The following is a 24,834-nucleotide window of genomic DNA, read 5'->3' as shown; positions in this document are numbered from 1 at the left end:
CCTTATCACCGTTGAAACAACTGGGGACTTAGTCCCGTCTTACCTCTTCTTTTAGCGTCTATCTGTCAACTGCCTTGCAGGTTCCAATAGGAGAAGAGTGAAAGTTTTAAATGCTGTCCGTAGTTAAAATTTTCCATAAATATAAATCGTCCTTAATGGAGTTAAGAATGAAAAAAGTAAGTGTAATTGCTGCCGCAGTGGCTGCTACTCTAGCAGCAGGTTCTGCTTTTGCTGCAGAAACAGATGTACTAAAAGACGGATGGGAAGTTCATGGGTATGCTTCAATGAATTTCCGCATGGTTGATGGTGAAACTGTTGATACAGAGTTTGGTAAACCAGATTACAAAACAGCGGGTACTCATGGAAAAAGCACCAATCAGGTTGAGTTTGTAATTAAGAAACACACAGAACATGAAAATGGTGTTTGGTCAAATTTCACTGTTCGTTCTGAATACGGTAATGGTAACTCGTACGCTTATTCTTCATCTGGTAGTCAAAAAGCCAATGACACTGCACAATTTGAAGTGAAAGAAACTTTTGTTGAAATCGGTGGTTTATCCTACTTAGGAGAAGACACATCTATATGGGCTGGTCAACGTTTCCTAAACCGTGCTGCTGGTATTCTTTCTGGTGAATTTTGGAAACAATCTTCTGGCGTAGGTGCTGGTGTTCAAACTAAGCTTGCTGGCAATACTGCAGGATTTGCGGTGGTGGTTGCCGATCCTGATGCAGGTGCAGCAACGACAAACCCTGAACGCACAACGCTTTCATCTTACGATCTGTACTACTACGGTGTCGATGTTGGTTTTGGTAGCTTAGACTTTGATTTTAAATACATGGAACAAGCGAACAAAGACAGTAAATCAGATGATGGTTTTGGCGCATCAATCACGTTAAATTCTAGCTATTACGGCTTGGATGGTTGGGCTCAATCTGCTATTGCATATGGTAAAGGTGTTGCGCAAAACCGTGGTGTTAACTTTGGTGGCTGGTCAGGCGGTGATGATAAGCAAGAGTCTATTTTCTTGACTTCTTACGGTGTACTGAATATTTCCGAAAACTGGCAAATGGGCTCTGAAATTACCTATTTTGGTGCGCTGGATGAGTTATTTGGTGCTAAAGATTTGAAACGTTATATTGCTGCTGTTCGTCCATCGTATAAAGTGAATGATAACCTACGTCTTGAAATGACAGGTTCTTATGCTCATGAAGAGGGAGCTGAAGGTTACTGGGGTCGTACTGGTGAGGCACTAGAAAGCGATATTTTCAATGTGGAATTAGCTGCTGCATTTACAGTCAATGCTGATTACTTCGGTCGTCCACAAATCAAACCATACATTAGCTATATTTCTGCTGATGATGAAGCAAGCGCATCACAAATTGGCATCAAAGATGGCAAAAATGAAACAGTTATCGGTGTCCACACTGAAATCTGGTTCTAACTCAACTAAGATTTAAGGCAGCCTATTGGCTGCCTTTTTTGCTTTGTAAATGATAGAGAATAACGATGAATAATAAAAAATCATTAATGACCCTTATCCTCGGAGCAGCTTTGACTGCCTGTAGTTCAGTTCCATCTACCTCAAACCTTTCGTCTACTGAGGCTATCTCATACGCAAAAGTATGCTGTAATAATTATGCTGACTTTCCTTGGATTGAGCTACAAAGCAATGAAAGTATCGAGTTTGATATTGATGAAAGTGCCCCTATTGGCCACTTTACAGATGGCAATAGCTATTTTAATGCTTTTCAGCTCCCTCAACGTTCAGCAAAAGTGCAAATACAGCTTAGTAGCTACATGTTTGATAAAGCGGTATTTTTGCCAAAATTAATTATGTTAGATCAGACGTTCAATATTGTTTCTGAAATTGATTTACCACAATTTAAAATTAAAACCTCGGATGCTTTTACAAGAACACAATATTATGTAAACGTTCAGGTAGACTCTAAGCAGACACCTTATTTTATTATTTACTCTCCAGAGCAATATTTTGGGAAAACAATCAAGGTCGATCATCCAGCGAAGGTTAGAGCTAAAGATCTTGGTGAAGCGATGCCAATGGTCACGGACCCTACATATATATCATCCCACTTTGGTCAATTTAAACTAGAAATCAAGACATTATCTTTACAGTCTCATCAAACAAAGAGGAAAATTGAAAAGCCAGCATCAGAACAAACTGCAGTAGCAGTAGTTGTGCAGATAGAAACGAAAAAATATTACATATCAGCTATTGAAAATGCCGTCAATACTGGTGATGTAGCAAAAGCTCTAAGCTTATTAGATGAAGCGAAAATGTTGAATGTTGATGGTGCTCAGCAAGCATTTATTAAAGCCGTTAATGCCAAATAATTAAAAACTTAAGGTAAGCGTTATATTGGTATGTCATCGTTTTTATGGATGATTCTTATCCTAGATTTCTATATCCCTGATGGGCACTGAATGGTGTGGTTTCTGATATATAAGCTCCTTCATTGATGATGAAGGAGCTGTGGTTATACTAATCAACTGCCTTTTGTAAGTTTTGACTATGACGCTTGGTTTGAAGGTAGTCGTTCTGCTTTAAAGAATTATGCGTTAAATGCCAATTGGGATAAGTGAACTTTAATTTAGAGAGTTCAGGATAAGATGGAGCCACTACTTTTTTTACAATAATATCATTTCTGTTGAATTTAATATCATCAGTGTTTACATCTAGTATTATTTCCACGTTTTTTGTTAAGTCGCACTCAATATTTATTTGATAATTCCCCAACTCCAATATGAGATTCAATATGAGATCAGCCCTCAGGTATCGTGGATTGATCATATAACTAGCCTTACCATCGCGGCATTGCCAGTTGAAGTATAAATTCTCATCTTGACCATATGGGAGGGTCGCACTAAAGCTTGTCCAGCATGACGGTAGTTTCGGTGAAAGATTAATCTTATTTTTCGACAATTCTGGTTTAAAGCCTAGGTAATCTTGTTGAGCATTTCGTGCATATTCTGAAACAGACCAGGCTTGAGCATAGGTACCTGTTTCTATCAAGTTGTCTTCATCATGTTGATAAGCATCGAGGTTTTCACTCATTGTGCCACGATGTCCTTGCTGCAAAATTTGTTTGGCTAAGTTTTTGGATAATTGAAAAGCCAAATCTTGCTTGCTAAAACTTGTTAATGCACTGACGGTAAAACCAGCGTTCCAACCCCAAATCGTACCGTTATGGTATGCCGCATCTTTATGGTACTCAGAGCGATTATCATGGTAGGGGTGAAAATCTTCGTGATATTGCTCTAAGGAACAAATACCCCATGGAAATAAAAGATGATCAATGCTATTTCGAATAATAAATTGCCCAATTTCTAGTGGGAGAAAGGCTTCTGTCTGTGGGATAGATAGTACCATTAATTGATTTGGACGTACGCTATTATCTGGTATATCGAACTCTTTTAGATGATCAGCTAGTTGTTTTTTATCCTCATCCCAAAATTTTCTGATAAAACTCATCTTTAATTTTTCAGCTAATTTTAACTAATATCGATGATCTAGATCATTTTTATTCATTTCTGCCAGACGTGCCGCAACATGAAAGCTTTCAAATAGCAATGCTTGAATATCATTAGCTTTCGGTCCGCGAGGAGACCATGGAATTTGACCTTTGATTTTTGCATCCATCCAGGTATCGGGATGACGATGTTTTAGTAACCCATCTTCACTAAGATAATTACTTTCTATCCCATCAATAAATCGTTTTACAATCGGATAAATATCCTTTGCAAAAGCGATATCGCCACTGTAATTAATATATTCCATCACCTCCCTAATCATCCAAGGCGTACCATCGGTCGTGTTATATATTATGTCCGTTTTGCTCGTTACTCGATTGGGAATACGACCGTAATTGACTGAAGTATGATCTTGCATTTGCATGGAAGCAAAATTTTCAATGATTGCTCTGGACTCTGGAAATTGACCATTAATGAGACTTGTCCCAGATAAGGCTATGAACGTATCCCTTCCCCAACAGTCTTTGAACCAAGGTAAACCAGCCCATATACCAGAACCAAACTCTTGGTTCACAAATGTACGACTTGCCAATCTAGACCACATCACGGCTCGGTTATACTCCAGATCGTTGGTCCATAGATAATTACGTGTCAGAAAGCGATACAAATTGTTTTGAAAAATAATATTTGCATGGTTTTGCGCTGCGAGTTGAGCTCCTTTTATTGCCTCTGTTTTGGTGCTTTCAAAGTAGAGGTAAATGACTAGTTTTTGGGTTGATTCAGTGGAACTAATCATCAGCTTTACATTAGAATCACTTAAACCCATTAATTTAGAGGTGGTTGCACATTCATCGGTTGCCATTTCTTTGGCAATAACGGATTGATTTGCGCTAATCGCAATAAAACGTGGTTCTTCGCTAACAGAATTTGCGTCATTTACTTCATAGATAAGGACGTCATCGATGCATTCAGGTTTGCTTGCATTTACTAATATATTAAGCTCAGGGAGTATGGCAAGAGATTGTTTGGACTCAGAGGTGATGGTGAGACAAGCAAGTCGTTGACCTTGTAATAAGCTCAAACATTCTACAGAAGATGTACCAACATAGTGATGTTCAATGCCAAAAGGCATCAAGCGGGCTTTACTGGCTTGTGTTTTATCATTGATGTTACCGTTTACAAATGACGCAAATTGACCTAAATACCAACCTTGAGAATGACGGTAATTACCGCTTGAGCTGAAGCCATAGGTATGTCCTTGATAATATCCATCCACGCCATCACTGAATACATAAGAAAATTTTGAGGTACTTTCTATTGCTAGATTTGAAAATAAATTTTCTAGCTCTAAAGTGCCATCAATTCTTGGTGTACTCGGTTCTACACCACATATCGGCGTGAACTCCTTACAAATGAGAAGGCGTGTTTGTGTTTGGTTTATTGAGGTAATTTGAGAATGTCTATATTTTGAAGTCATGACCGATACCTATAAAAAGGGGTACAGTAGACTGTACCCAAAGGTGAACATGAAAATTGTGCTTGTTGGGGATGAATTATTTCGTGATTTGTTTCGCTGCCATATCTAATGCTTCTTTGACACCTTGTTTTCCTTGCATCGCATTATCAATCGCTGCCCCTTCGGCAAACCAGTATGCTGTCATCTGTGGGATATTAGGCATAATTTCACCATTTTCGGCGTTAATCATAGTGGCTTTGATTCGCTGATCTTGTTCTAAGATTTTTTGAAACGATTTTAACGTTACTGCGCCAAGTGGCTTATCGTCATTCATGATTTTTAGTGCATCATCTTGAAAGACATAATTTTCTAAAAACTCAACGGCAAGATCAGTATTCGGGCTGGCCGAATTAATCCCAGCACTTAGAATGCCAACAAAAGGATTACCTTTGCCACCGTTTAGCGTTGGCAGCTCTGCAACGCCATAATTTATGCCTAATTTATCTAAATTACCCCAAGACCATGGGCCGTTTATCGTCATGGCCACCTCTCCTTTGCTGAATGCAGCATCAGAGACGGCATAATCCATGTTTGGGTTCAATACACCTTGATTAACCATATTAACTAAAAACTGCAGACCGTTGATTCCTGCTTCATTATTAACTCCGGTACTTTTGGCATTGTAACCCCCTACAATTTTTTCAAAAGCATAGGCACCGCCAGAGGAAATAACAGGCCAAGTAAAGTAAGCATTTTTAATATCCCACATGATGGCTTTTTTACCCTGTTTCTCCATTGTATTATGAATACTGACTAGTTCTTCCCAAGTTTTAGGCGGTGTTGGTAACAGATCTTTATTGTAAATAAGAGAAGGGGCCTCAATAGCAAGAGGATAGCCAACCAATTTTCCATTAACGGTAACGGCATCCCAACTGAAATCGACCAACTTTTCTTTAAATTGCTTACTTGGTTTGATTTCGTGAAGCAAGCCTGCTTCTGCATAGCCACCGAATCTATCGTGTGCCCAAAAAATAATATCAGGACCACTGCCAGTTGCAGCGTGCTGTTGGAATTTCGCTTCAAGCGATTCTGGATGCTGAACAATGATTTTAATTCCAGTATCTTGTTCAAATTGTTGGCCTATTTGCGCTAAGCCATCATAACTTTTATCACCGTTAATCCAAATGGTGATTTCACCTTCTTGCATCGCCATCAGTGGTGCCGCCATTAAAGTGGCCAGTGTACAGATAGACAGATTCTTAATTGAATTTTTCATCACTATTTCCTGTTTTACCTAGGCCCGAAGCGAATATGGTACGCATGAGTCCTTGAGTGTAAGTTCTGTTGAAAATATAACGGCTTTTGCTTGCAATAAGAAATAGATGAAAGTGAGTTTGATATAGATTCTATCAATATCATTGCTCTAATATTGATAGAATGTAACTACGGTAGATAACACGGTGAGTTTTTCTACTTTCAAAAGTGTGAACCAAAACAAAAACTATTGTTGTAATGCCCGCTTTGTGTGCCGGAAGCCTATGTTATCAAGGCTTTAGTCCACACTGATCTTCAATAATTTGTTTAGTAGGGTGTTAGCCTTCATAAGGAAGAGGTATACTTCGTTAGTATTTCAATAAAACTGGTAATTTTTGGGTCAGCTATGCCTTGTTTAATATAAATTCCTACATTACCTTTTTTCTTTTTGTTGATGGTTAATGTTGCAATATTTCTTCTGGCCATCCAATGGCACATTTTATCGCTATATGGCATTACAGCGTTAGCCATCTCTAATATATCTATGCTAGCAAATAAAGAATCGACATCATAGATGGCTCTTTTACTCTCTCTTTGTTCCGTATATTGTTTAGCCAGTGATGCATGTTCAGCCAACATTGTACGATGTCGAGAATGATCCGGCGTGACGCGGATGAGAGGGTATTGGGCTTGTTCAATCAGAAGTTCATCATCACTTTTTTTTGTATTCAATATCGGATGGCTTGAACATACAAAAAATGCTTCTTGGTCTCGGAACAAAGGTTGGAAATGGACTTTACACCTTTCGTGTAGATCTTGAATTTCATGGCCAATAAAGAGGTCAATATCTCCCTGCACCAAATGATGGATCAAAGAAAGGTTATTGCCAAATTCCAAATGTATTGAACAATTAGGGGTGTTTTTTTGATATAGGCATACCGTATCGCGAACAAATAATTCCCACCACGCTTCCCCAGTGCCAAGCTTTAATTTTCCTTGATGTCTCTGTTGCATATCGGTGAACTGATGTAACAGTTGTTGCTGCTTTTCTTGTTGCTCCTGCACATACTCCCTAAATAGTTTGCCATAAGCGCTGAGCTCTACACCTTTTGAGCGGCGAATAAATAGCTCAACTCCAAGTTCATGTTCAAGCTTTTTAATTGCTGTGGTGAGAGATGGTTGACTGATATGCAGTTTCTCTGCGGCTTGCTTAATATTATTTTCAATCGCAACCATCAAAAAATATCGAAGGGATTTATCCATGCTGTTTTATCTTGTCTTCTGCTTATTGCTATCATGTTTGGCATAAATCACATTTTAGGTGATGTTTTTTTAATCTCTTTGCATGCAGAGAGGCCTAACTATAGTGATTTTTCTTATGATATAGGTATTGGCTATATCATATGGGGAATGTTCTATTGTTACTTTGCGTCAGCTCTCATTATGATGAGCAATAAATTAATTTACAAAAAGGCAATATCATGGAACCCAAATGGTGGCATAGCGCTGTGGTATACCAAATATACCCGCGCAGTTTTTACGATTCTAATCACGATGGTATCGGCGATTTAAATGGCATTATTAGTAAGCTTGATTACCTTGCAGAGTTAGGCATTAACGTTATTTGGCTATCTCCTGTTTATCAATCTCCAATGGATGATAATGGTTATGATATTTCTGACTACCAAGCAATAGCTCAAGAGTTTGGTTCCATGGAAGATATGCAGCGTTTACTGAGCGAAGCACAAAAACGCAATATTAAGATAGTGATGGATCTTGTCGTTAATCACACATCGGATGAACACCAATGGTTTTTACAAGCGAAGCAATCGCGAGACAATCCGTATCGAGATTACTACATTTGGCGGGATGCAAAATCGGATGGCAGTGTACCGGATGATACAGGGTCAATTTTTGGTGGCAGTGCTTGGCACTGGGATGAGCAAACGCAGCAATATTACTTCCACCTTTTTTCTAAACGTCAGCCAGATCTGAATTGGGAAAACCCTAAAGTGCAGCAAGAAGTGCACAGCATGATGAACTGGTGGATTGAACAGGGCATTGGTGGTTTTCGATTAGATGTTATTGATTTAATTGGCAAAGAAATTGATAAGGGCATTACTGGCAATGGCCCGCGCTTGCATCCGTTATTACAGCAAATGAATGCCGCCACCTTTGGTAATCAAGATCTGCTGACCGTGGGAGAAACTTGGGGAGCCACACCAGACATTGCAAAACTGTACAGTGCGCCGAGTCGTCGTGAGTTATCGATGGTTTTCCAATTTGAACACATCACTTTGACGTGGGAGCAGGGTGACAAATGGAACCCTATTCCGTTAGATCTTAAGCAGTTTAAACAGGTATTAACCAAGTGGCAGATTGAGCTTGCCGATCAGGGTTGGAATTCATTATTTTGGAATAATCATGACCTACCACGCGCTGTATCTAAGTATGGTGATGACAAACGCTACCGAGTTGAATCTGCGAAAATGTTGGCAACGAGCTTACACTTTCTGAAAGGCACGCCTTATATTTATCAAGGCGAAGAGATCGGTATGACGAATGTGGCCTTCGATTCGCTCGATCAATACCGAGACATCGAGACGTTAAATTTTTATCGTGTGAAGACAGAATCGGGCGTTTCTCATCAGCATATGCTGGATGCTATTCATCAAAACAGCCGCGATAACGCTCGAACGCCAATGCAATGGTCAGCGGATAAACACGGCGGATTCACTCAAGGTTCTCCGTGGATAGAGGCGAATCCTAACTACCTAAAAGTCAATGTTGAACAAGCGCTCGCTGATGAACAATCGATTTACCATCACTATAAAAAGTTAATTGCACTGCGTAAAAAACACCTGTCCATCGTCTATGGATCGTTCACGCCTTTATTTGAAGAACATGACCAAGTGTTTGGCTATGTGCGTGAGTACCAAGGTGAGCAAATTGTCGTGGTCAGTAATTTTTCATCGGCCACGGTTTGTTTAGCAATACCCGAAAAGTTTCAATCGAGAGCGGTGGAGTGTTTGAGCTCTAATTATCAAGAGATTGAAAAATTAGAAGAAAACCTAGTACTCGAGCCTTATCAATCCATCGCGGTTTTGATGAGAGAGTAAAGTGAGTGGCTCATTTTTGATCTGGAATGAACGCAGCGATTTGGCTGCGTTTTTTCATTCATTGACCCAAATCGGAATCTATTCCTCAATTAGTGTGATTGTGCGTAACACTCTTGAAAAGAGTACGGTACTATCTTAGTGCTAAGGCTATGTGGCTTAATTAATCCACGAGCATTAGATATAGAGTGGCCTCTCTGTTTTGGATGAACGGATTTGACTGTTTCGTATGCTTTAAATGGTTCGAGATAGAATGAATGTGGTCAGACTTTTTCAAAGATTGAGAAAAATGGTCGATAATGAAGTTAATCAGCTAAATAAGATTTGAATCAATGAGCACTATTGGGATTGCCATAGGCGCAACCGGGTTATCACTTATCCTTATCTTCGTGTGGATGTTTTCGCTCTCTTTGCGCAAAAAACGCTTAGAGGAAGAGAGAAAAGAGAGAGAAATCGCTTATCGCAAAGCGATAGAAAAATCACGTGAACAAGAAAGACAAGATCGCTTGTTTAAGGCCGAAACAGGCCATGTGCCGACGATTTTGTATTTAGCGAAAGAAGCCGAACGAACCAACCTCAAAGAGGCGATGTACTGGTATGACAAAGCGGCAAATTATGACAATGTTACGGGAATGTATGGTGTTGTTCGGATTTGCCAAAAGTTTCGAGATGATCTGATTTTGCGGGAAAAAGAGAAGTTTTGGCAGACTTGTATTGCAGGCATTGAAGGTAACTTAACCGCAAAGTATGAAACTGGCATGGCCTATATTCATGGCCGTGGCGTGGAAGCGAATACTGCGAAAGGAGTCTCGTTAGTACAAGAGGCTGCGGAAGCGAATTTGCTCGACGCTGTGATTTTTATGGGGGATTGGTGTGTTTCACATGACAATATTGCGCCATCACCAGCGGATTCAACATTTTGGTATTCCAAAGCCGCGAAGCTAAATAGCCCGATAGGACAGATGAAACTAGGCTTGAATTACCTTAAGGGTGTTGGTGTCGCAATGGACCACAGTAAAGCTTGTTATTGGTTAGAGCGAGCTTCTGAAAAAGGTCATGTAGAGGCGATGTATCACGCAGGAGAAGCTTGGATAGATAAAGGTTCAAATGGCAATGCTATTGCTTATATTTGGTTATTTTTATCGGCTAATTTTGGTTTTGAACCGGCAAAGGTGCTAAGAGATCAAGTGGGCTCACGTATCGGTGTCGATTCTGTTGTGGGGTTGCAATCGTTGGCCAAACCACTCATGAAGAAAATCGGCGCGGGTACTGTAAGTAAACACTCAATTATTAAGGCGCTGAACAAGCTCTACAAACGTGGGATCCCTATCCCAGAGAAAGGGGAGTTACCTGATGAAGACGATCTCTCATTGAGCGTAGTGGCGGATGCCTCCGAAGAGCTTTTGTCATCCAAGCCATCTGATGATCATGAGGTTCTAACGCGATTAGATTTCTCCAATACTTCAATGGACAGGTAATGTTGGATCGATAAAGTGGCTAAGCACTGTAAATAAAAAATCTCTGAAATGAAAATCCCCAGCGAATCGACTGGGGATTTTTGTTGGTATCGGTTTTAGTGTATCGAATGATTATGCTGATTTATTGTGCTCAGCTTGGCAAACCGCAGCGGTGAAGACAACATCTGTGGAGCTGTTGAGCGCTGTTTCAGCTGAATCTTGAATCACGCCTATGATAAAGCCAACGGCAACAACCTGCATTGCTACGTCATTTGAAATGCCAAATAGCCCACATGCGAGCGGGATCAGCAGCAGTGAACCACCTGCCACACCGGATGCGCCACATGCAGAAACAGCAGCAACGATGCTCAGTAGCAAGGCTGTCATCAGGTCAATTTCAATACCTACTGTGTTTACTGCAGCTAGGGTGAGAACCGTGATAGTAATGGCGGCACCAGCCATATTAATGGTCGCACCGAGTGGAATCGAGACTGAATAAGTATCTTCATCCAGTTTTAGTTTCTCACACAATGCCATGTTTACTGGGATGTTGGCGGCGCTTGAACGTGTAAAAAATGCGGTGACACCACTTTCACGCAAGCACTGGAACACCAATGGATACGGGTTTTGGCGAGTTTTCGCGTACACAATGATTGGGTTGACAACTAATGCGATGATCAACATAGCACTGAGCAATACGAATAAAAGGTTGGCATAACCAGCCAAAGATTCAAAGCCAGTCGTGGCAAACGTGGATGCAACCAAGCCGAAAATACCAAACGGTGCTAGGCGAATAATAAAACGCACAATTTGTGAAACGCCGTGGCTTAAATCTTCAAATACGGCTTTAGTTGTTGCTGAGGCATGGTGTAAAGCTAAGCCCAACCCAACAGCCCATGCCAGAATGCCAATATAGTTTGCACTCATTAGAGCATTGACTGGGTTATCAACCAGCTTAAACAGCAGGGTATTAAGCACTTCAGCGATACCTTGAGGAGGCGTTGCACCTTCTGCCCCCGCAACCAATGTTAAGGTTGTAGGGAAGATAAAGCTCAATACAACGGCAGTAAGAGCGGCGGTGAAGGTCCCAAAAAGGTAAAGCACCACGATTGGGCGCATATAAGTGTGTTGGTTTTTCTTTTGGTTTGCGATGGACGCGGCGACCAAAATAAACACGAGGATCGGCGCTACGGCTTTAAGTGCGCCAACGAAAAGGTCGCCAAGTAGGCCGACGCTTTTCGCATCATCGGGTGAAAGGGTTGCTAATATCCCGCCGAGAACGATACCGGCGAGTATTTGCAGAACCAAATTGCCACGCGCAAAACGGGCGAAAATATTGTTGCTTTGCATAGTTATCCCTGCAATAAATCGAATTACATCCTGCATGACCTAAATACTACGAAGCCATAGCATCGGTTATGGTAGACAAATAGAGTTATAGTGACATCAGTGAACTCCACTGAAGGGGGTAATGATATCTACGCGGGATATTGTGTCTAGAATTAATTGATAATCAGCACAAATAATTAATCAATGTGTGGAAATGCAATCGATTTTGAGCGAAATGTAAATAAAATGTAGCATTTGTGGTGGTGGAATGATAAGCCACTTGTCGGGATGTCTCGCTCTCGCCATTAGGCTGGTCAATGAGCGGTTAGTGCGATGATAAAAGAGGGTAAGCCAACATCGCTCACCCTCTTCTTTTTAATGGTGTGCCATACCACTCATCACTTTTTTTACTGGTGCAGTAATGGTTTGCTGCTCACCATTGGCAAAGGTCAGTTGTACGTCAATCTTTTCACCTTCAACCAATGGTTTCTTCAAATCAAAAAGCATGATGTGTAAGCCGCCCGGTTTGAGTTCGACGTGCCCTTTGGCTGGAATTTTAAATTCAGTGACTTGACGCATTTTCATCACATCTCCTTCGGTGATTACATCATGCAACTCAACTTTCCCTGCCACATCGGTGTTGGCCGATACAATGAAACGGTCCGTTTCACCTTTATTCATGATTTGAGAAAATACTGCGCTGGTGGTGGCGGTTGGTGCGGTAGCACGTGCGTAAGGGTGATGTACCATAATATCTGTGTTCGCAAAAGCAAGTGGGCTAAAGGCAAGGCTTGCTAAAAAAAGAGCATTGAGCTTCATGTTATTTTCCTTGTGATGACGTCATTATTGTTTTGATGGCTTCAACAATGGGAGCCGGTGAAAGCGTGTGTGGAACTTTAGTGATTAATGTTCCATCTGGTTGTAAAAAGTAGAAGTAGGAGCTGTGATCTAATGTGTATTTCAGTTCAGATCTCTTTAATTCGGTTTTGCGGAAAATGACGCCATACTGATGCGCCAGTGGTGTTGTAATGTCTAAAGGAGCAGAAAGTCCCTCGATCATAGGGTGGAAATATTGGGCGTATTGATGAGAAGCATCGGCAGCGTCACGCTCTGGATCGAGAGAGATAAATAAAGGGCGCAGCTTTGCTTTGGTTACATCATCTAGTTGATTGAGTGCACCTGCTAACATAGCCAGAGATGTTGGGCAGACATCTGGGCAGCGTGTAAAGCCGAAGTAAACAACACGTATGCGTTCATCTTTAGTATCAAAAATAGAGATGGGTTGATTTGCTTTGCCAAATAAAATTACTTCAGAAGATGAGCTATTACCGCCCTCTAAATCCATACTTTGCTGCGTATCAAAATAGGTTTTTATGCCAAAGCCTAATACAAACGCAACCACCAATGCCAGAGACCAATTTTTACTCATCTTTCCATCCTTATTGCCGGGAATACTTGGGTACGACCATCAGAGAGCTCGCCAATCCATGTCATTTTTTCAGTCGTGCAAACTGGGAGTACAATCTGTGCTGTGTAGAGCCCGTCTTCCTGCGGCGTCAGTACATATTTAGCGGTGCCCATCTCCATCTCTAGCCCATTGAGTGTGAGTGTGAGTTTACTTGCATTGGCTTGCGGCCATTCAACGGTCAGAGTGTTAGCCACCAAAGGTTGAGATTTATCGTGTGCCAATGTCATGACAACATCTCCTTGTCGACAAGGGGTACTCGACAACTGGCAATATCGATTAATGTCTGGAGAAGAGTTTGCTGAAGAGAGCCAATTGAAAATATCGCTGCTAAAGTAACCCGCTAGCAGGGCTAGAACAAAGACGCCGATTTTGATTGCGTTGTGCATGGGGACAATCCAAGCGGTTATAAAACACGAATGTTATCACAGCTATCTTTTTGCAGTGGTGACGAATGGATAAAATGTGCAATAAATCAATATAGAAAAGGTGAGTCTCCCCACCTTTACTCATTCATGCTATGCGGTGTGATTTACACATCGTGATGTTTTGCATATTGCTCCAAGCCAAGCACGAGGGCAACAGCGCAAAGCATCAATAAAATGGCTACCAGCAGTTGCGAAGGCTGTGAAGTGATGGACTCAAATTCGAATGGAGAAAGGTTTCGCTGTAGCAAAGGAACGAGCTCGCCGTGAGAATTGGTTCGCCAAGTGAGCGTTTCTTTCCAAGGCCAGATTTTGGGTAAGGTGCCGATCATTAATCCAGTAAGAAAAATTAAGGTCAAGTCTCTAAATTGTTTGAGTAACCAAGATAATACGTGAGAAAAACTCAGTAAACCACCGATACATCCGAGTAAAAAGAGTGCCAAAATATCGGCTTGCATCTCTTTCACCGCGCCCAGTACCGGTGCGTACATACCAATCAGCAACAGGATAAAACTGCCAGAAATTCCCGGTAAAATCATGGCGCAGATGGCAATAGCACCGGCTAGAATTGTGTTCAGCGCTGTTGGTTCCATCTGCATTGGGTTAAGCACCGTAATGCTGTAAGCAAACGCAACTCCCAGCAAAGCGAAGAGCAACCGAGAAAGTTTGAATTGCTCAATTTGTTTCACAATATGGAATACCGAAACCAGAATTAAACCGAAGAAGAATGACCAAATGGGAATAGGATGCGTGGTTAACAGCCAAGAAATGAGTTTAGCCAAAGAGAGGATACTTGTGAATATCCCCCCAAACAGTGCGATCAAGAAGAAGCCATTAATATGTTGAAATGCAGCGGCTAACCCATCTCGTTTGACTATGCGCAATAAACTCGGGTTAATCCTACGAATGCTTTCAAGCAAAGTGTCATAGATACCAGTGATGAATGCAATGGTTCCACCCGAAACACCCGGCACAACATCGGCGGCGCCCATGGCCATCCCTTTTAAAAACGTACTGAAATAGTTCATTGAATCTGCATGATTAAGTGTATGTGCCGGAAGTATATAATGAAATAACTAAGAAATGCTTGTACAAAAGATGAGTGAGTGGTGCTGGCTTAAGGTGAAAAAGCGCAGAAAGTTAGTTTGTTTTATAGCAACTGGGTGAGTATTGTTTTGCATTCGTTTCGCATAATGCAATTTGCGTAATGCGAAAAAGTACTACATTTTGATGAATTAATGCGATGCACAGCTAAAAAACAGACCTTTTTTAGTTGGCATACTTCATGCATAATGCTATTCGACCCTTCTTAAAGCCGAGGGTCACCTAGCCAACTGACGTTGTTAGTGAATGAATTTGTTCACACTATATATAAGCCAATCGCATCATTGCGGTTGGCTCTTTTTTTGTCTGTTAGGTATGATACGCCTCCTCGCTCGTCTAATGAGAGTTTGCAAATGACAATCAAAAGCCGTGAGCGAAGATGTTTTTCGAGCAAAACCAGTTAGGCCATATGTTCGTAAAACCCATCAAATAAACATCGTATGTCATTGTAAATAAAAAATATCCATAAGGATGATCCGTATCGATCAATCGTATTTTTTTCGAGTTTATCAAGCTTTCTTTGATGATCTCCAAACTCATTAAGGAAGATGAGTGAAGCAGTAATAAGAGGTTATATGCACCATTTAATTTCAATTGGGCCCCTTGAGTCTTTCTTAATCGCTATTAGCGTGCTTTTTTTAGGCCACTTTATTAACGCAAAACTGCCTATCTTGGAAAAATTCAACATTCCTGAGCCCATCGTCGGTGGCTTAATTGTCGCTTTCGCGATCACTCTTCTACATTTTTACGGCTTAGATTTAGAGTTCTCATTGCCGTTGCAGAATATTTTTATGCTGATGTTTTTCAGCACCGTAGGCCTTGCGGCCAATTACACTCAACTGGTTAAGGGTGGAGCAAAAGTCTTTCTTTTCCTCGCCGTTGCCTCGTTTTATATCATCATCCAAAATGGCGTCGGTGTATCGTTAGCGACGGCTCTTGGTCTTGACCCACTGATGGGGTTGATCGCCGGTTCTATTACCCTCTCGGGTGGACACGGTACGGGAGCGGCGTGGGCTCAAACATTCAACGACAATTATGGGCTTAGCAATACGCTAGAAATTGCCATGGCCTCAGCGACCTTTGGTTTGATCATTGGGGGGATTATCGGTAGCCCAGTTGCCCAAAAACTCATTAATAAAAACGGGTTTGAATCTGAGTATGGACGAGGAACCAAAACGCACGATAGGTTCCCAGAGCTGGTTACTTACAATGAATATGAAGAAGATAAAGTCACCGCTAAGAAAGTGATTGAGGGTTTGTTCATCCTTCTTATTTGTGTCACTGGTGCTAAATATTTAGAACAGTGGGTAAGTGCATTTGAAATCAAATGGTTGATGATCCCCGATTTTGTCTATGCGCTTTTCATCGGTGTGTTCATTACCAATGTACTGGAATTGACGAAAGTTCATAAAATTGATGCTGAAACCGTTGACATCTTAGGCACCGTTTCTCTATCGCTATTTCTTGCTATGGCACTCATGAGTTTAAAGTTATGGAATATTTTTGACTTGGCAGTTCCATTTCTTGTGATTCTGACGGTGCAATCGGTGGTATTGGGTATCTTTGCTTATTTTGTGACTTTTAAAGTGATGGGATCAAACTATGACGCCGCTGTGATCGCTGGTGGGCACTGCGGCTTTGGTCTTGGAGCAACGCCAACCGCTGTGATGAATATGGGGTCGCTAGTGACACGATATGGCCCATCACCACAAGCGTTTATGGTCGTGCCAATCGTTGGGGCATTCTTTGTGGATATTGTGAATTTGGTGATATTACAAGGGTATATTTCGTTTCTCGGTTAAAAATAATAGTAATACACCCTAACTTATTGGTTAGGGTGTATTGCCTACTTCAGCGTTAGTTTTGTGCCATCAAACTTCAATTGGCTTAATAAACTCTTTGCATTTTTGACACCTTCTTCATCAAACTGCACTCCGTAACGAGCATAGTGCAGTGAGCGTTGCAAGTTACAAACTTTACCCATCAAAGGCGCAAAGAATTGACTGCCGCGAGGATCAGTAAATAATTCGAGACTAATCTTATCACCCACTTGGAAAGTACGCCCAAGAGGGGGTGTGACAAAACGACAGCCACTTTTGGAGAGATCTCTTACCTCACAATCCGACTTATGCGTTCCTACCGTTGCTTTTCCTGCCAGATTCACATCGTAACGAGCTTCTTTGCGCAGTTGGGTCACTTGCATGCTGTTGGGAATGGATAACATGGCGAGCGGTATAGGCTCTTGCAATACATGTAACAACTGGCTACGAAAATGGATTAAAGCCCCTTCGCCACGTGGTGAAATAGCTCTGATATTCATCCAAAAACCTTCTTGGAAGAAAAAAGAGAGATCATCTGCGGAAATTTTAGGAATTTCTACAAGGAGATGGGAATGAGAGTAGGTACCGATAAATGACGTTTTACACTGGAATTTCGTACCAACGGGAGTGGTTATACTTAAGGTTAGTTCGCTACTGTGTTCAACCATAGATAACGCATCAGTACTATTAAGTGTCGATAGGGTTTTATTACGTTCGGTTGAACGGTTTGGGTTCTGTTCATCTTTCAGCACTGCCGACTGCGATTCCATCTTAATTTTCTCCGTGATGCAGTAGCTGCATTTTATTCTAATTTTTGTAATAGTTTAAATTCTAGGGGTAGATGTTGGAAGATTCAATTCTGAGAATATCAATTTATTTGATTTATATATCAATTAGGACGTTACCATGATTCATGAAGTGCAACATGATATACAAAATTGTCAATATAAAGTACATCTTGAGGGGAATCTATTCGCAACTGTGACATACCAACAACAGGATGAAGTGTTGTTTATTACTTCGACTCGCGTACCGGATGAACTTCAGGGTAAAGGATACGGAAAAATAATGATGGAGAGTGTATTACCGCAAATTGAAGCGCAAGGTTACACCATTAAACCTGTCTGTAGTTATGTTGTGCATTATTTAAATCGACACAGTGAATGGCAGCATTTATTGCATCGAGAGTCGTAGCATACAAGCCCATTAGCTCGGTGCTGTGTTTACTTTTAATGTGACCGCGACCAGTGCATGGTCAGTACTAAAGTTATCGAGCTCATAGCTCGGGTTGACCAGATGTTGATCAAGCACAGTATAGTGGCTGATATAGCTTTTCATTGGCTGGGTAAAAGGCGCGAAGTCTGCGGAAAGGAGAATATAGTCGAGTACAGATCCCGTGGCTCCGGCGTAATGAGTGGCTTTGCGAGGCTGCTCAACACTCTCGGTATGCAGATACCAAGCATCGTAAAGCGCATAGCCAGACAGCGGTTGTTGTGTTTCTGGTCTGCGGTATAAGGCCTGCGATAGTAGTCCTTGAAACTCCTCGTGATGTAACGGTTTATTAAAATCGCCCATTAGCACACAAGGCCGCCCAGTTTGTTTTTGAGTATTGACGATATATTGGTGAGTCAGGTTTGCTTCAAAGCCTCGCTGAACAGTAGAGAGCCAGCGTCCTAGCGTTTCTTGTTGCCATTCATCGATCAGATGATGAGGTGCCGCAGGCGATTCTGCCGGACGTTGAGATTTAAAATGCACAATATAGACATCGATATCCCCGAGCATTGGCAGGCAAACCGTAGCGTGTAACGGTGTACGATTAAAGCAAAAAGGGGCAGCTTGGTTTGGTAGCGTGCCATGTACGGCGCTCACTTGGCGCAGAGAATAGCGAGAGGCAATTACTACAACCGGATGGCTATAGATGTATCCATCTTTGACGATAGGTTCATCTACACAGGCCACATACGGGTAGCCTAAATCCATCATCTGGTTGCGCAGCTCATCAAAACTGAAAACTTCTTGAAAGCCAATGATATCGGCATCCAGCTGTTTGATCTTCTGGTTAAACCATTGCTTTTTTTTCTGCCACTCTGCTTGCGTGTAAATATTGTCGAACTGATAATATGCGTTCGGCGGAGCTAAATAATTGAATAAATTAATCGTTGCGAACGTAATCGTCATGTTAAATCCCAATATTTGTGTCTCGGTCGATCTTATACCCGAACGGTGTAATTTAGCAGTGCTAATCCCTAACCTTGTTTTCTGTTGTGATGAGCTCTCGCCTTTTAAGGCGACTTGAGTATATGATGCGCTGAAACATAGATAAGGATCTCTCATGTACCCTAAAGCCTCTCAAGGTTGGCGCACGCCACAAAATTTCCTATTGATTATCTCCATTATTGTGCCGATTGCATTTTCTAGTTGGATGGCACTGTTGAATAATTTCGTGATTGAAAAAGCGAATTTCGATGGTTCAGACATTGGCTTATTACAAAGTGTACGAGAAATCCCCGGATTTTTAGCCTTCACCGCCGTATTCGTTTTACTGTTCATTCGAGAGCAGCGATTTATCCTGATCTCATTGGGTATGTTGACGTTAGGAACCGCGATGACGGGTTTTTTCCCTTCTTTAACCGGGTTACTGCTCACGACATTATTGATGTCGACTGGGTTCCACTACTTTGAAACGCTTAAACAATCCTTGTCTTTGCAGTGGTTAAATAAAGATGAAGCGCCAGAAATGCTTGGCAAACTCATTTCGGTTGGAGCACTTGCATCACTGATCACCTACGGTGCTTTGTGGGTAATGTTAGAAGTGTTTCAGCTCGATTTTAAATGGGTCTATGCCATTTCTGGCGGTGCTGGTTTTGTGCTGGTGTTGATCATTGCCTTTGCCTTTCCTGAATTTAAAGCGGAAGTGCCACAAAATAAAAAGCTCCTGCTACGCAAACGTTATTGGCTGTATTACGCCTTGACCTTCATGAGTGGTGCGCGTAGGCAAATTTTCACTGTTTTTGCTTTATCTTTAACAAAACTAACTCCCGTATGAATTTGCGAGTAAGCAAAATCAAGAAGCCATAACGTTTTTACTGCAAACCATCACAAGTATATTCCTTACAAAATCATCGAAAAATGTAATGCTTGAATCTATTCAATCAATTTTTGAAAAAAATCACCCTAAAAAGAGCAACTATTCTTTACAAAAATTATGTGACTAAATTTTCCTTAACAATAAATATAAACATGACAGTTTATAGACACATTGTTATCAAACTCACTTTTACTTATTTCTTGTCTTTCTGAGGGCAGGGGGCATTGCCGTAACTATCTTTCTCTCGGTTTTTTCAATCTTTACCGTAGACGTGAAACTCTGTTTTCTGGTTCTAAGCAATTTTCGACCATATTCGATAGCTTCCTTTTGTGTATCTGTTTTCCCTGAGCCTCCCTTCTTCACAGCCCATCCGTCACCGTCTTTCACTACATGTTGACTTTTTTCTCCCTGAGCGTTCCCTAGATGAAATAACTGCCACACTTTATGCATATATATCCATGTCCAGCTTAGTTGCTTTCCTATCTCTAGGTTTACTTGAAAGTTACACTTTTGTAGCGAATAGAAGACATCAGAGAAATAACTTCTCGGTTAGTGCATCACGAACCGTAATTTACAAATCATTCCTCATACCCTGGATTTTTGTTCGTTAAACACTGGGGAAGGGCAAATAAATATGAGGCAGCCCCTACAAACTGTCGATTGAGACTACCTAGATCGATATTGAACACCCAACCTGCTTGATAAGTGCTTAGCGAACGCTTTTCGGCTCGTCGAGCCTCCGCTATTAACTATATACATACCGCTTTCACTCAAACTCACGCAGCTACAATCTGCCCAGTGAGAGGCTTGGCGAGAATAGTCGAGACTTCCAAGCTTCTTGGCTGCTTGATAGATATGATTAGTTCGCTCTACAGGTGCAAGACTCTGGTATGTAACCCAAAGGTTATTGAATACCAGACCTAACCCTTGAACTAGAGTTGCAACTAGCTGAAAGCCTGTTCTGTCTTGAGAATAATGATCACCTTGACCATCAATCCATGTCTTAAAAAACAACATAAGATCATTTTTGATTGGTTCGAGGTGTTTGTTTGACAGAATCGCACCGTCATCCATTTCTCGTACACCGCGAACTCTACTTTGCATACGTTCCCCTCCTAATGCTCCGAGAATAAAGCGGGTTACAGTATTCAAAGTTAGGATGAAGTCACTTTTTGCCGTAACAGTATTTGAGTCTAGGCTCATGCCTCCATGCGACTCTACAATTGGAAGAGCACCAATTTCACGAGCTAACGTTACTACAGCATCAGCTCTTGCCAATTTCATAAGCTTGTTAGTGCTCATTGGTGCAGCTTGGCCGTTTACATCAGCAAAGATTTGAGCAAAGTCTGTCTCAGACAATGCCCTGTCGGCTCGAAAGATAAAAAGCACTTGCACGCTCAGGTCATGCATTAAACAAGAAAGCTCTACTCTGCGTTTCAACCTAGAATCAGATTCTTTAACCTTTTTAAGAAGTGACTGATCATATCCACCAAGAACCGTAGCGATTGTTGAAAGTCTATTTACACCATCAACTACGAAGTTTTTATCTGGATGTATAACCAAGGTATCATTCATTCTTGGGTCATCACTTAATTCGACTTCTACTTCTGACATGCAGCCGATCAAGACTGGCGGAATCACCCCACTAATATCAGTCGATGAGGTTAAATGTTTAAAGCAATAGTCTTCAAACCCTTGTCTCCTGCTCGGGCTAGCAACACGTTGAATCTCTTTATAAAGACTTTTTAGGTGCGGAGGGATTAAGTCAAATGCACAAGCTCGCAAAAGATCAGCCACCGTCATAACCGTTGACATCGTGTGGACGCCATTAAATGAGGAGTGGGTGACACAACCAAAAATTTTCTTTGTTGTTGCACCAAAGCGCTGCTTTTCATTGATGGGTTTACTCATAAAAAACTACCTAATTAAATTCTAAAATCGTCGCATGATTGATCGGGGCGGCGCCCCAATCAAGTATTTTTTTGTGTTTTTATTTATCATTTCGAGAAATCAACGTGTTAGAAAAGAATAAATGAGAAGCACAGCAGAAGTGGTACGCACTGGGATTTATAGTGACAAGTTGCTTGGTGGTTTATCAATGCTTCAATGCTATGTAAGCATTAAAGAGTTAATGGATTCCCTTCCCCAAGAGCACCTATTGTTGGATCGATTTGCAACTAGTTATGAGCGTTCTGTTAATAAAGAAAGGCTTCTCAAACTCAAAGCCCACCTTCTAGAAAGCGCAACAATGAATACTCCGCTCGCCATGCCTGAGGTTGCATTATATGTATATGGGGATACTCGTAATAAGCATATAAATGACAAACTGGGTACACTGCAATATAACAAAAATAAAGCCGTTGTCTTGGATGGGTTCCTATTGATAAGTGCCCTAAGTAAACAACTTGACCTAATCGACCCATTTACTGGCAAACAAACTGAGTGTAGTGGGCTTTCTACCCAACAAAAACAACATTTAGAATCTATCGATGTTCGACTTAGCATCTACTACGGAGCTGAAGAAAAGATAGATGAAGCAACTGTATCAAAGCTATTTTTTGATCTTAATGCTCTAGACTCAAAAGTGTACTCGCAATACATCACAACACACGCTCAAGAATCACCACTTAGTCTTGGTGCCGATAGGCTTGCCGTCGCACTTGCGTTAGACGCAATTGGTGGCGTTTCTGAGCTAAACAAGATTACGAAGTCAGATAGCTACGTAACTACAAAAAGTACACTCATTCACATTTTACTTGCTACCTTAGGCGGTAGAGGAGCTAGGATTGAAAAACAATTACCTAAGTACCTACCGAACAAAACTCTAATCACAACACAAGTCATTAATGACGCTTTAGAAACAGTTATCCCACTAATTGCTGGGTGGATTTCATGTTTAGAAAGCAAATTCAAGCAAGATAAGAATGGGTTTCATCGCTCCATGCAGGTCTGGCAAGCGTTAGGTATTGTCGCGCATTACTTATCAAGCAATGCCGCTCTTACAGGTTCTGAACTATTTGCTGCTGGGCAGGTTTTAGGTCAGTTGGACTATGATAAGAGTGCCTCTCATTGGGGGAACTGTGCAGCTTTCAAAAAGGATTCAAGTGGTCGCTTCTGGATAAATGCCACTGGAGGAGGACGCACTTTTAGAGACAAAGTGGCTGATTATTTTATAAACGTTTTACGACAAAGTTGCCGAATCTTGTAAGAAAGAAATCAAACGTTTAGTTATAACTCATCGACTTATATGGTAAGAGAGCTAAACTCTACGCAACTCCTGGACGAGAACGCATAAGTTCAGTCCAGTCTGTTGCTGATGGTCTTTATATTCCTAACTATTTGATTTTTATGGTGGATAAACTTTCTAATTCATTATAGTTATAACCTTATTCATTCCACCTTCACTTGCTGTGATTGATAGAATTCATTTAGCCGTATTTTAACCGTATATAACATAGCTTTTATTTCGTCTTCTGTTGGGGCTGTCTCTGGCTTCGTAATCATATCTTGAAATCGGCCATCGTATGAGCTTTTGACTTTCTCCCATGTTTCTCCAGGATCAAGTAACAGAGTGTAGTGGCATAGTGAATTTGGTCACTTAGTTAGAGGTGATATCATCACCTCATAAGTTAACAGGTGACATTATGACAAAACGTACAAGACGACTATTTAGCGCAGAATTTAAGTTAGAAGCAGCGCAGCTAGTCTTAGACCAAAATTACTCAGTGACTGAAGCAGCCCAAGCCATGAATGTGGGCAAGTCCACGATGGATAAATGGGTTCGCCAGCTTAGAGAAGAACGCCAAGGGAAAACACCGAAAGCTTCACCTATGACCCCTGAGCAAATAGAAATTCGGGAATTGAAAAAGAAGCTGGCTCGCCTTGAAGAGCATAATGAAATACTAAAAAAAGCCACGGCTCTCTTGATGTCGGACTCACTGAACAATTCTTGACAATCAAGAAACTCAAGCAGAGCCACAGCGTAAAAATATTATGCGAAGTCTTCAATGTTCATCGAAGTAGTTATCACTATTGGCTTAAACGCCCAGCGTTAATTAATGCGGAAACAATAAAGCTGCGCAGCTTGATTAGCGAGGCTCACGCCGCAAGCAATGGCTCTGCGGGAGCGAGAACCATTGCAGATATAGTCACAAATCAAGGTGTAAAGCTGAGCCGATACCGAGCAACAACGCTAATGAGAACTCTTGGTTTAGTGAGCTGCCAAGAACCAAAGCATCGTTACAGAAAGGCTTCACAAGAACATATTGACGTTCCAAATCACTTAAGTCGTCAATTTGCTGTTACGGCTCCAAATGAAGTCTGGGCTGGCGATGTTACGTATATTTGGACAGGTAATCGTTGGATGTATTTAGCGGTCGTGATCGATCTTTTTGCCCGCAAAGTGATCGGTTGGTCAATGTCTTTGTCGCCTGATAGTCGGTTGACAGGTAAAGCGCTGTCTATGGCCTATGAATCTCGCGGAAAGCCAAAAGGTGTCATGTTCCATAGCGATCAAGGCAGTCATTATACTAGCCGTAAATACCGTCAATTGCTGTGGCGCTTTCAAATAAAGCAGAGTTTATCTCGCCGAGGAAACTGTTGGGATAATGCGCCGATAGAGCGCTTCTTTAGAAGTCTGAAGACGGAATGGGTGCCAACTGTGGGTTATCGTAGCTTCGCTGAGGCTCAACAAGAGATCACCCGCTACATTATCGGATATTACTGCCAACTCAGGCCACATCAGTATAACGGTGGTCTAACTCCCAATGAATCAGAACGATTATATTGGGAAAACTCTAAAACCGTGGCCAATTTTAGTTGACCACTACA

The 24,834-nt window shown here is 41.4% G+C and carries 19 protein-coding genes and 2 pseudogenes; 9 read left to right on the top strand and 12 right to left on the bottom strand.

Annotation, left to right across the window (positions count from 1 at the left end):
* Positions 1–167 precede the first annotated feature (167 nt).
* Both AACU59_RS13035 and AACU59_RS13030 read left to right on the top strand, forming a co-directional pair.
* Complete coding sequence (locus AACU59_RS13035; RefSeq protein ID WP_026028891.1) at positions 168–1,442, top strand: carbohydrate porin; 1,275 nt, start codon at positions 168–170, stop codon at positions 1,440–1,442.
* Positions 1,443–1,507: 65 nt separating this feature from the next.
* Positions 1,508–2,353 (top strand): MalM family protein, encoded by an 846-nt coding sequence (locus AACU59_RS13030; protein ID WP_013868347.1) that lies wholly within the window; start codon positions 1,508–1,510, stop codon positions 2,351–2,353.
* A 148-nt stretch (positions 2,354–2,501) separates the two neighbouring features.
* Here AACU59_RS13030 and AACU59_RS13025 read toward each other — a convergent pair.
* The 3 genes and pseudogenes from AACU59_RS13025 to AACU59_RS13015 all read right to left on the bottom strand — a co-directional run bounded on the left by AACU59_RS13025 (position 2,502) and on the right by AACU59_RS13015 (position 7,463).
* A pseudogene (locus AACU59_RS13025) lies at positions 2,502–4,316 on the bottom strand (amylo-alpha-1,6-glucosidase).
* Positions 4,317–5,043: 727 nt separating this feature from the next.
* On the bottom strand, positions 5,044–6,222 hold the full coding sequence (gene malE, locus AACU59_RS13020; RefSeq protein WP_026028892.1) for a maltose/maltodextrin ABC transporter substrate-binding protein MalE: 1,179 nt from the start codon (positions 6,220–6,222) through the stop codon (positions 5,044–5,046).
* 323 nt (positions 6,223–6,545) lie between these two features.
* Positions 6,546–7,463, bottom strand: a complete 918-nt coding sequence (locus AACU59_RS13015) for a LysR family transcriptional regulator (RefSeq protein ID WP_094126682.1) — start codon at positions 7,461–7,463, stop codon at positions 6,546–6,548.
* Between the two features lie 218 nt (positions 7,464–7,681).
* On the opposite strand from AACU59_RS13015, the gene AACU59_RS13010 reads away from it, so the two are divergent.
* Positions 7,682–9,319 carry a glycoside hydrolase family 13 protein gene (locus tag AACU59_RS13010; RefSeq protein WP_094145248.1) on the top strand — a complete coding sequence of 546 codons (1,638 nt, stop codon included), beginning with the start codon at positions 7,682–7,684 and terminating at the stop codon, positions 9,317–9,319.
* Positions 9,320–9,648: 329 nt separating this feature from the next.
* Complete coding sequence (locus tag AACU59_RS13005; RefSeq protein WP_094124625.1) at positions 9,649–10,794, top strand: tetratricopeptide repeat protein; 1,146 nt, start codon at positions 9,649–9,651, stop codon at positions 10,792–10,794.
* Between the two features lie 111 nt (positions 10,795–10,905).
* Here AACU59_RS13005 and sstT read toward each other — a convergent pair whose 3' ends face one another.
* The 5 genes from sstT to AACU59_RS12980 all read right to left on the bottom strand — a co-directional run bounded on the left by sstT (position 10,906) and on the right by AACU59_RS12980 (position 15,020).
* Positions 10,906–12,123, bottom strand: coding sequence for a serine/threonine transporter SstT (gene sstT / locus AACU59_RS13000; protein WP_026028166.1), 1,218 nt, complete (start codon positions 12,121–12,123; stop codon positions 10,906–10,908).
* A gap of 354 nt (positions 12,124–12,477) precedes the next feature.
* Positions 12,478–12,921, bottom strand: coding sequence for a copper chaperone PCu(A)C (locus tag AACU59_RS12995; RefSeq protein ID WP_017048143.1), 444 nt, complete (start codon positions 12,919–12,921; stop codon positions 12,478–12,480).
* Between the two features lies 1 nt (position 12,922).
* On the bottom strand, positions 12,923–13,531 hold the full coding sequence (locus AACU59_RS12990) for an SCO family protein (RefSeq protein ID WP_094124624.1): 609 nt from the start codon (positions 13,529–13,531) through the stop codon (positions 12,923–12,925).
* Positions 13,528–13,956 carry a hypothetical protein gene (locus AACU59_RS12985; protein ID WP_019282478.1) on the bottom strand — a complete coding sequence of 143 codons (429 nt, stop codon included), beginning with the start codon at positions 13,954–13,956 and terminating at the stop codon, positions 13,528–13,530. Before AACU59_RS12985 ends, AACU59_RS12990 begins: the two co-directional genes overlap by 4 nt.
* Before the next feature lie 143 nt (positions 13,957–14,099).
* Positions 14,100–15,020 (bottom strand): DUF368 domain-containing protein, encoded by a 921-nt coding sequence (locus AACU59_RS12980; protein WP_094124623.1) that lies wholly within the window; start codon positions 15,018–15,020, stop codon positions 14,100–14,102.
* A 651-nt stretch (positions 15,021–15,671) separates the two neighbouring features.
* On the opposite strand from AACU59_RS12980, the gene gltS reads away from it, so the two are divergent.
* Positions 15,672–16,898 (top strand): sodium/glutamate symporter, encoded by a 1,227-nt coding sequence (gene gltS / locus AACU59_RS12975; protein WP_094145249.1) that lies wholly within the window; start codon positions 15,672–15,674, stop codon positions 16,896–16,898.
* Between the two features lie 44 nt (positions 16,899–16,942).
* On the opposite strand, the gene AACU59_RS12970 is transcribed toward gltS, so the two are convergent.
* The gene (locus AACU59_RS12970) at positions 16,943–17,686 is read right to left on the bottom strand and encodes a flagellar brake protein (protein WP_017042158.1); all 744 of its coding nucleotides are present in this window, start codon (positions 17,684–17,686) and stop codon (positions 16,943–16,945) included.
* A 136-nt stretch (positions 17,687–17,822) separates the two neighbouring features.
* On the opposite strand from AACU59_RS12970, the gene AACU59_RS12965 reads away from it, so the two are divergent.
* On the top strand, positions 17,823–18,110 hold the full coding sequence (locus AACU59_RS12965; RefSeq protein ID WP_013868360.1) for a GNAT family N-acetyltransferase: 288 nt from the start codon (positions 17,823–17,825) through the stop codon (positions 18,108–18,110).
* A 12-nt stretch (positions 18,111–18,122) separates the two neighbouring features.
* Here the strand turns inward: AACU59_RS12965 and AACU59_RS12960 are convergent, their stop codons facing one another.
* The gene (locus AACU59_RS12960; RefSeq protein WP_094145231.1) at positions 18,123–19,250 is read right to left on the bottom strand and encodes an endonuclease/exonuclease/phosphatase family protein; all 1,128 of its coding nucleotides are present in this window, start codon (positions 19,248–19,250) and stop codon (positions 18,123–18,125) included.
* Here AACU59_RS12960 and AACU59_RS12955 point away from each other — a divergent pair.
* Positions 19,249–19,932 (top strand): annotated as a pseudogene (locus AACU59_RS12955) (MFS transporter); the annotation flags it as partial. The gene AACU59_RS12960 and the pseudogene AACU59_RS12955 overlap by 2 nt on opposite strands.
* 261 nt (positions 19,933–20,193) lie before the next feature.
* Here AACU59_RS12955 and AACU59_RS12950 read toward each other — a convergent pair.
* A complete protein-coding gene (locus tag AACU59_RS12950; protein WP_094144678.1) occupies positions 20,194–20,454 on the bottom strand; it encodes a DUF2188 domain-containing protein in 261 nt (86 codons plus the stop codon).
* A 216-nt stretch (positions 20,455–20,670) separates the two neighbouring features.
* Positions 20,671–21,915, bottom strand: coding sequence for a DNA sulfur modification protein DndB (locus AACU59_RS12945; protein ID WP_094144677.1), 1,245 nt, complete (start codon positions 21,913–21,915; stop codon positions 20,671–20,673).
* A 121-nt stretch (positions 21,916–22,036) separates the two neighbouring features.
* On the opposite strand from AACU59_RS12945, the gene AACU59_RS12940 reads away from it, so the two are divergent.
* On the top strand, positions 22,037–23,212 hold the full coding sequence (locus tag AACU59_RS12940; protein WP_094144676.1) for a hypothetical protein: 1,176 nt from the start codon (positions 22,037–22,039) through the stop codon (positions 23,210–23,212).
* A gap of 436 nt (positions 23,213–23,648) precedes the next feature.
* Positions 23,649–24,826 (top strand): IS3-like element ISVch4 family transposase gene (locus tag AACU59_RS12935; protein ID WP_161437597.1). Its coding sequence is split into 2 segments (ribosomal slippage): positions 23,649–23,907 and positions 23,907–24,826, totalling 1,179 coding nucleotides; the frame shifts between segments, so codons are not numbered across the junction.
* Positions 24,827–24,834: the final 8 nt, after the last annotated feature.

Source organism: Vibrio sp. V23_P3S9T160 (genome assembly GCF_963886625.1).
GTDB classification, from domain to species: Bacteria; Pseudomonadota; Gammaproteobacteria; order Enterobacterales; family Vibrionaceae; genus Vibrio; species Vibrio anguillarum.
This window is presented reverse-complemented; position numbering and strand designations above follow the sequence as displayed.